The 8,470-nt window shown below is 47.9% G+C and carries 8 protein-coding genes; 6 read left to right on the plus strand and 2 right to left on the minus strand.

Going from position 1 to position 8,470, the window contains the following annotated elements; translation table 11 throughout:
* On the plus strand, positions 1-742 hold a 742-nt coding region (mazG, locus tag Q0R35_RS18240), incomplete at its 5' end, for a nucleoside triphosphate pyrophosphohydrolase (RefSeq protein ID WP_295621851.1).
* A 78-nt stretch (positions 743-820) separates the two neighbouring features.
* Here the strand turns inward: mazG and Q0R35_RS18245 are convergent.
* Together Q0R35_RS18245 and Q0R35_RS18250 are read right to left on the minus strand one after the other, a co-directional pair.
* The gene (locus Q0R35_RS18245; RefSeq protein WP_015162508.1) at positions 821-1,063 is read right to left on the minus strand and encodes a NifU family protein; all 243 of its coding nucleotides are present in this window, start codon (positions 1,061-1,063) and stop codon (positions 821-823) included.
* Positions 1,048-1,257, minus strand: coding sequence for a hypothetical protein (locus Q0R35_RS18250; protein ID WP_295621854.1), 210 nt, complete (start codon positions 1,255-1,257; stop codon positions 1,048-1,050). Before Q0R35_RS18250 ends, Q0R35_RS18245 begins: the two co-directional genes overlap by 16 nt.
* A gap of 93 nt (positions 1,258-1,350) precedes the next feature.
* Here Q0R35_RS18250 and Q0R35_RS18255 point away from each other — a divergent pair, with 93 nt between their 5' ends.
* The 5 genes from Q0R35_RS18255 (at position 1,351) to Q0R35_RS18275 (ending at position 8,235) form a co-directional block, all read left to right on the plus strand.
* Entirely contained in the window at positions 1,351-2,088 is a 738-nt protein-coding gene (locus Q0R35_RS18255; protein ID WP_295621857.1) for a DUF928 domain-containing protein, read from the plus strand.
* A 100-nt stretch (positions 2,089-2,188) separates the two neighbouring features.
* Positions 2,189-5,425: an efflux RND transporter permease subunit gene (locus Q0R35_RS18260; protein WP_295621859.1), complete on the plus strand. Its 3,237-nt coding sequence runs from the start codon at positions 2,189-2,191 to the stop codon at positions 5,423-5,425.
* Between the two features lie 110 nt (positions 5,426-5,535).
* Positions 5,536-6,771 carry an acyl-CoA dehydrogenase family protein gene (locus tag Q0R35_RS18265; RefSeq protein ID WP_295621861.1) on the plus strand — a complete coding sequence of 412 codons (1,236 nt, stop codon included), beginning with the start codon at positions 5,536-5,538 and terminating at the stop codon, positions 6,769-6,771.
* A complete protein-coding gene (locus tag Q0R35_RS18270; protein ID WP_295621864.1) occupies positions 6,746-7,639 on the plus strand; it encodes a PIG-L deacetylase family protein in 894 nt (297 codons plus the stop codon). Before Q0R35_RS18265 ends, Q0R35_RS18270 begins: the two co-directional genes overlap by 26 nt.
* Positions 7,636-8,235, plus strand: a complete 600-nt coding sequence (locus Q0R35_RS18275) for an SAM-dependent methyltransferase (RefSeq protein WP_295621867.1) — start codon at positions 7,636-7,638, stop codon at positions 8,233-8,235. The genes Q0R35_RS18270 and Q0R35_RS18275 overlap by 4 nt, the downstream gene beginning before the upstream one ends.
* The last annotated feature ends 235 nt before the right edge of the window (positions 8,236-8,470 follow it).

Consider the following 8,470-nt stretch of genomic DNA (forward strand, 5'->3'; position numbering starts at 1 on the left):
GCGAGATCCCGATGGGGGTTGTCCTTGGGATTTGGCGCAGACACCGGATAGTTTGACTCCTTATATCGTTGAGGAGGCTTATGAGGCGGTACACGCGATTCGCAGTGGCGATCGAGACGCGATCGTGTCAGAATTGGGAGACTTATTGCTGCAAGTAGTATTGCAGTCGCAATTAGCCAGCGAAGCGGGGGCTTTTACCTTAGCAGATGTGGCTCAGAGTATCAGTGCGAAGTTAATCCGCCGTCATCCACATGTGTTCGGTGATGTTCGGGTTGCTGATGTTGCGGAAGTTCGCGCTAATTGGGAAGAAATTAAAGCGATTGAAAAGGGTCGCACGAGCGAATTACTCAGCGATAAATTAAGTAGTTATACTGAAAAAATGCCGCCCCTAACTGCGGCGATGAAAATATCTAATCGAGCTGCAACGGTGGGGTTTGAATGGGAAAGTATCGATGGGGTGTGGGAAAAGTTTGCCGAAGAGTTGGGCGAATTTAAAGCAGCACTCGCGACTGAAGATATTGCCCATCAAGAATCGGAATTAGGCGACTTATTATTTACGATCGTCAATCTCGGTCGGTGGTGCAAGCTCGATCCAGATCGGGGATTGAGCGGTACTAATCAGCGGTTTGTCGATCGCATTAAACAAATGGAACGACAGATCGACAGGCCATTGACAGATTATTCGATTGCAGAATTAGAACTGCTCTGGCAACAAGCAAAACGTAAGATTGCCGAGGGTTGAATGATTACTAATATTAGGGACAGGGGCAATGGTAAAAAGTCAATTTAAAACATTTAGATTACCCCCATCCCAGATTAGTTAGAAAACTTGTTCTACACCAGAAATTTCGGGAATCATATCGCATAGTTTCCGTTCGATGCCCATTTTGAGCGTCATTGTCGAACTAGGGCAAGATCCACAAGCACCTTGGAGCCGAAGCTTGACGATCGGGCCGTCGATATCTACCAATTCTACATTACCACCGTCGGCCATCAGGTAAGGTCTGAGGGTATCGAGCACGGTTTCGACATTGGCGGGATTGAGTGTTAAAGATTCAGACATATGTTTACTAAACTAAATGGAATTATTTGGTTGAGGCATTCGATCTCATCTCGATCGTAACCGATCTTGCCCATGATGTTCGTGACGATTGATGTGTATCTTACTCCCACGGGAGTGTGGCGATTATCGTTCCGATAGGCTTCGCCAACGCGACCCCAACATTGTTGGAACATCAAACCATCGAACTGATTCATCTATATGGTAGCTAAGTCCGAACGGACGGATTGTAATTGCGCTGGTGCGTGGTTGCTGAATGCCTTGCCATCGCCAAATTCGATAGATTTTTTATGTTCTACCATGTTCGCTGGGGACTGGCGATCGCATTAGTCCTAGTTACTACTAATATTCTACCGCCTGTCGCGATCGCCAAAGGTATCCCCGCACGGTGGGCGGCAAAACGCTATAAAGTTCCCACCGTCGGCAGTCCGCTGCGTCGAGAAGCCGCTGCAACGCGGGGAAATTGTCCGCGAGATCCTCTGCTGGCACTAGTGCCTCCAGATAGCATTTCAATGACCACACAGGGCTATCCTACGTTATTTTTCAGGGTGCCAGCTCGATTGCCCAATAATGCTCCGCTGGAATTTACGTTAAAGTATGAAGGGACGATCGTGTATCAAACAAAATTGCCAATCGTCGGCAAGCGTCAGATCGTCGCAATTAGTTTACCATCGACTGCAAACTCAGCACCATTGACGCTCGATCGAGATTATCAATGGTCGGCGACTCTCCCCTGCAATAATGAGGCAGAGTCAGCCTATTTCCGCACGACGGGAATGATTCGGCGAGTCGCCCCCGATGCCGAGCTTAGTGCCAAGCTACAGAAAACTTCACTTCAAGATCGATCGTCTAACCGCCCGCAAGTGCCCGAAATTTACGCTGAAGCCGAAATTTGGCAAGATGCATTAACGATTCTAGCCAATTTACACCGTCTCCAACCCAACAATCCACAAGTGACATCGCAGTGGCGAAGTCTGCTCGAATCTGCCGATTTAGCTGACGTGGTTAACGATCCGTTGGCCCCCTAATGAGAGTAAGAAGTAAGAAGTAAGGAGTAAAAAGTAAGATGATACTCGCATTGACAGGGGAACACCTAATACCTAACACCTAACACCTAACACCTAACCAATGTTTGTAAATACATTTATCAAACGGCCAGTTTTGACTACGGTTTGTACATTTATTATCCTGCTGTTGGGAAGTATTGCAATGCCGCTCTTGCCGATTTCGCAGTTGCCAGATTTGGCTCCGGTGCAAATAAATGTTACTGCGAGTAATACTGGTGCAGATGCTCAGACGACAGAAAATACCGTCACCAATATTATCGAACGTCAAATTAATGGTGTTAAAGATGTATCGTATATCTCTTCTAATACGGGTAATGATGGTTTCAGTAACATTACCGTTTCTTTCCCCACAAATATCAATCCAGACATTGCCCAAGTCAACGTTCAGAATAAGCAGGCTTTAGCTGCACCGCAGTTACCGGATACAGTACAGCGGACGGGGGTAACTGTTGAGACCGCCTCTACTAGTTTATTACTGGTGTATGGTTTTTTTGCGGATAATGCCGAATACGATAATATTTTCTTGAGCAACTATGTCGATTTGTATGTACTCGATCTAGTTAAGCGCATCCCCGGAGTTGGCAGCGTGCGGCTTTTTGGGGAACGTAAATATGCGATGCGATTGTGGCTCGATCCGAATAAATTGGCCCAAAATCGGTTGACACCGCAAGATATTACTACTGCTTTGCAAGAGCAAAATATTCAAGTCGGTGCGGGGGCAATTGGGAAAGAACCCGCACCTAGTAATCAAAGTTATGAATTTTCATTACGGGCGACTAGTCGGCTCAAAGATGTCTCGGAATTTGAGAATTTGGTGCTAAAAGTTGGCACGGGTGGCTCGTTAATTAAGCTCTCAGATGTGGGTCGGGTCGAGTTAGGGGCAGAAAACTATAATTCTAATGCTAAATTTACGTTACCAGGGCAACAGCCCAAGGCAGCGGTAGGTTTGGGGGTTTATCAATTGCCTGGGAGTAATGCATTGAAGGTGGCGCAGGCGGTGGAAGCGCAGATCGAAACCTTGTCTAGGAGTTTTCCGCCAGGACTCAGAGCTGAAGTCGCTTTCGATACGACTCCGTTTGTAGAAATTTCGCTCGAAGAGGTGCTACACACTTTAGCAGAAGCGATCGTGTTGGTGGTATTGGTGATTTTTATCTTCTTGCAAGACTGGCGCACGACAATTATTCCGACGATCGCAATTCCGGTATCGCTAATTGGGACGTGTGCGGCTTTACTGGTATTAGGGTTTCAGATTAATACGCTGACATTATTTGGGTTCGTGCTGGCGATCGGGATTGTGGTCGATGATGCGATTATTGTGGTAGAGGCAGTAGCCGTGAAGTTGGAACAAGGGATGAGACCCTTGGAGGCAGCGATTGAGGCGATGCACGAGCTGACGGGGGCGATTGTGGCGACATCATTGGTATTGATGGCGGTGTTTATCCCAGTGGCGTTTATTCCGGGTACGAGTGGGATTGTCTTCAGACAGTTTGCCCTCACGGTGGCATGTTCGATCGCGATTTCGGCTTTTAATGCGCTCACTTTTTCACCGAGTATCGCCGCTTTAATTATGCGTCCCAATCGCCCTGCACGGGGGCCTGTCGGCTGGTTTTTTGGTAAGTTCAATCAAGGATTTAGTTGGTCTACCCGCAAATATGTCGGCTTTGTGAGCTTCCTGACAGGGGCTAAATTGCTGGTGGTAGGCGTGTTTATTGCGGGTTTAATTGCCACGGGTTTTATGTACAGGCTGATCCCGACGGGTTTTATTCCTGAAGAAGATCAGGGTTACTTTTTTGTAATTGCCCAAGCTCCCGATGGAGTGTCATTACAATATACTACCGGAATTTTAGATCGAGTTGCCAAGGAAGTCGCAGTAATTCCAGAAGTCAGAGCGACGTTTTTGATTAGTGGTTTTGGGTTTGATGGTGGTGCATCTAACGTGGGACTAGGATTTGTCAGCCTTAAATCGTGGAAGGAACGCACGCTGGAAACTCAGTCGGTGTATGGTTTGCTCGGTAATCTTAATAAAAAGCTTGCGGGTATTACCGAAGCCAGAGTTTTGGCGGTAAATGCACCGCCAGTACGCGGATTGAGTAGTACTGGCGGGTTTGAGTTCCTAATTCAAGATCGGACTGGGACAGCTCCGATCGAAACTTTGGTCGCAACTACCCAAAATTTCATTGCCGCAGCCAACAAAAATCCCTCGCTCCAACGTGTCTTTACTCAGTTCACTGCCAATACACCCCAATTTGACATCCAAGTCAATCGCAACCAGGCTAAAGCTCTAAATGTCGATGTCAACCAAATTTTCGGCACCTTGCAAACTTATCTCGGTTCGCAATATGTCAACAACTTCGTCCAAGGACAACGCCAGTATCGCGTCTATCTCCAAGCCGATGGCAAGTTTCGCGCTAATCCCGACGATATTGGTAAATTATACGTGAGATCGAATAACGTCACCGTTGGCGGCACCACCACCAACACCATGATTCCCTTGAGCAGCCTCGTGACGATTACCCCCTTCGTCGGGCCAAAAACCATCTCGCACTATAACTTATACCGAGCGATTAAAGTCCAGGGCAGTCCCGCTCCAGGTGCCAGTTCGGGGCAAGCAATTCAAGCGATGGAACAACTCGCCAAAACCACCTTACCCCAAGGATTTGGGTATGAATGGACGGGGACTTATCTCCAAGAGAAATCCTCCGGCGGCGCGACAGGCTTAATTTTCGGGCTGGCAATCGTGATTGTATTTCTAGTGTTAGCAGCACAATACGAGAGCTATACCGACCCGCTGATTATCCTCCTGACTGTCCCTCTGGCAATTTTAGGCGCAATGACGGCGATTTGGATTCGCACCAACATCTTTATGGCAGATAGTCTGTTCCCCAAAGTGGTGGATGATATTTACTGTCAGGTGGGTTTAGTGACCCTCATCGGGTTAGCCGCCAAGAATGCGATCTTGGTAGTCGAATTTGCCAACCAACTCACGCAGCAAGGGATGAGCTACACCCGCGCCGCCGTCAAAGCTGGGGAAGAACGGTTGCGACCGATTTTGATGACTTCTTTTGCGGCGTTGCTGGGCTTTTTACCCTTGGTACTATCCGAGGGTGCCGGGGCTAGCAGTCGGTGGTCGTTAGGAACGGCATTGTTTGGTGGGTTGTTTTTAGCAACTTTCTTGAGTCTATTTTTGGTGCCGATTCTCTATATTCTGGTAAAAACCACCGCCGCTGCTGGCAAATCGCGGTTTCGCAAGCGAGATTCGGTAGAGCATGGTTACATCGCACCAACTCACAAAAGTTAACCTCCTCGAATGCCACAACTATCTCATTAGATAGAGCCAAAAATCTGGTAATTACTGATAAATATATAAAGTAATGACTTGTAAGATCGATACCAGCCAAGGAGAAAGTTTTGACCGTCACACCTGTAGCCGCACCATCATTTTTAGCTGCTAAATTGGCAGCGTACCAACTCGAAATCATCGAGGCGATCGCCCAGACACATGAAGTCGCCAAATTTTGTAGTCTAAATGCCGCCCAGATCGATCGAAATGGTGCCTTTCCAGAACGAGAATTTGAGTTAATTGCCAAAGCGGGTTTACTAACAGCACCCCTCCGGCGAGAATTGGGTGGATTGGGGCTAGGTATCGATGCGAATTCGATCGGGGAATTGCTAACGATCTTACAGGCGATCGGGCGTGCCAATTTGGCGGTGGGACGGATTTATGAAGGTCATGTCAATGCGTTGCAACTGCTTCAGACTTTTGGTACCCCCGCCCAGATTGAAACATATTCGGCAGATGTGTGCGATCGTCACAAAATTTTCGGCGTTTGGAATGCCGAAGCCGATGATGGTGTGAAGATAATGCCGCTGGGTGGGGGTAAATATCGCCTAGAAGGTGCCAAAACCTTCGCAACGGGGTGTGGCTGTGTCGATCGACCATTTATTGGTGGGATGCTGCCTAGTGGGGAGTGGCAACTGTGTATCGTCCCGATGGATGAGGTGGAGACGATCGCCGATCCGAGCTGGTGGCAACCTGCGGGAATGCGGGCGACTGCGAGTTATAAGGTAGATTTTACGGGCGTTATTGTTGATGAGAGCGCACTAATCGGGCAGCCGGGGCAGTATTATCAACAGCCGTGGTTGAGTGCTGGGGTGGTCAGATTTGCCGCCGTTCAGCTTGGTGGTGCGGCAGCTTTATTTGATGCGGCGCGACAATTTTTGCAAGAGATCGATCGAACTAAAGATCCTTATCAAGAAGAACGGTTTGGGCAAATGGCGATCGCGATCGAAAGCGGACAGCTATGGCTCCAAGGAGCCGCCACCCAAATCGAACGCTATCACCCGATCTTTGCAGGCGATCCGGCGATCGCACATCCCCAGGCTACAGCTCTAGTCGCCTACGCCAATATGGTGCGGACGGCGATCGAACAAATTTGTCTGGATACGATCCAACTCACAGCTCGATCTGTCGGTACGCGCGGATTATTGCCCCCACACCCGCTGGAGCGGATTATTCGCGATTTGACTCTCTACCTGCGTCAACCCGCTTTTGATGCTTCGATCGCCAATATTGGGCGGTATGCACTCCAAACCCCCGTCACCGATTCACTCTGGAACAATGAAAGATTCACCCGCGAGTTCTAGTACCGACGAGCCGCCTGATGACGATTCTCATTCTGAGAGGCTACGCCAACGATTTAATCAAATGCGCCTGAGTCCTCAATTCGGGGTAATTCATCAATTGCCGATCCCCAAGAGCCATGCGGACGATGCAGGGTTGCTATTGTCTAGCCCAGAAACCTTACCCCTGCGAGATTTGAGCGCGATCGATCGGCAGCGAGTCGTTATTGTTGCGCCCCATCCCGATGATGAGACACTAGGCTGCGGTGGGGCGATCGCCTTACTATGCGACAAAGGTTATCGAGTCAAAGTCTTAGTCATCAGCGATGGTACTGGTTCTCACCCTAATTCCCAAAAATATCCAGCCCCCTTGCTCCAATCGATTCGATCGCAAGAAACGATTGCCGCACTCGGCATCTTAGGCGTTGAACCGAATGCGATCTCATTTTTACAGCTCAAAGATGGCGCGGTACCGACCATAACTTCGCCCACTTTCCACCAAGCAAAAGCTCTGTGTCGCAACTATTTACAAGCGACTTTACCCGATACAATTTTTCTCCCGTGGCGATGCGATCCTCATGCCGATCATCGAGCCAGTTGGCAATTGATTCAAGCCGCAGTTTTAAGTTTGGGCATTACACCCCAGATTATTGAATATCCAATTTGGGACTGGGATACCCGACAGCAAAAAGCAGTCTCAAATCTGAGTCGAATTAATGGTTGGCGGCTGGATATTCAATCGGTATTAGCTCAGAAAATTCAGGCGATCGCTGTCTACCGATCGCAACTAGGTCAACTAATCGATGACGACCCCGACGGATTTTGTTTGAGTGCCGAAATGTTGACTAATTTTACCCGTCCGTGGGAAGTTTATTTTGAGGAAGTTATATGAATCCAGCTAAATCGCAATCGTTAACTACAGACTTTTTCGAGGCTCTATATCAAAAAGATCCCGATCCGTGGCAGTTTGCAACTAGTGAATATGAGGCTCAAAAATATGCTGCGACGATGGCGGCTTTACCTCGCGATCGCTATCAGTCGGGCTTTGAAATCGGCGGTTCGATCGGCATTTTAACCGAGCAATTAGCTAGTAAATGTCAAAAGTTGTTATCTGTAGATGTCTCGACGATCGCCCAAGAGCAGGCAATAACTCGCTGCGCGCATCGGGATAATATCGATTTTCAACTCATGTCGGTACCTCAGCAATTTTCTCCTACCGATTTCGATCTGATCGTCTTATCGGAAGTTGGCTATTATTGGTGCTGGGAAGATCTCAGAATAGCTCAAAATTTAATGCTCGATCGATTGCAATCTTCAGGACATTTATTAATAGTTCATTGGATTGCCGATGCAAGAATATTACCACTGACTGGCGATGAGGTACATGATGCTTTTATAGCGTTAACAACTAGTCAGTCGCATCGCTTAAAACATCTCACCAGCCTCACGAATCCTCAATATCGACTAGATTTATTCGAGAAAATTTAGGTATTACTAAAATTGAAAATTGTTAGAACACAAACCCGACTTTTCCAAAAAGTCGAGTTTGTGTTCTAACCGATATGGCGAATGCGATCGATCCACACCAAAAGCGACCGCAATGACATCACAAGATGGCAATATAGATAGTTGAGAGTCAACTGTTTTAATATGCTGCAATTAGTTTCTTCTGGACTTATGGGAATGTGGCTGAATCTGGCGGGTGTGAGCGCGCCACCAGCAA

It is taken from the genome of Chamaesiphon sp. GL140_3_metabinner_50 (genome assembly GCF_025361915.1).
Taxonomy (GTDB): domain Bacteria; phylum Cyanobacteriota; class Cyanobacteriia; order Cyanobacteriales; family Chamaesiphonaceae; genus Chamaesiphon.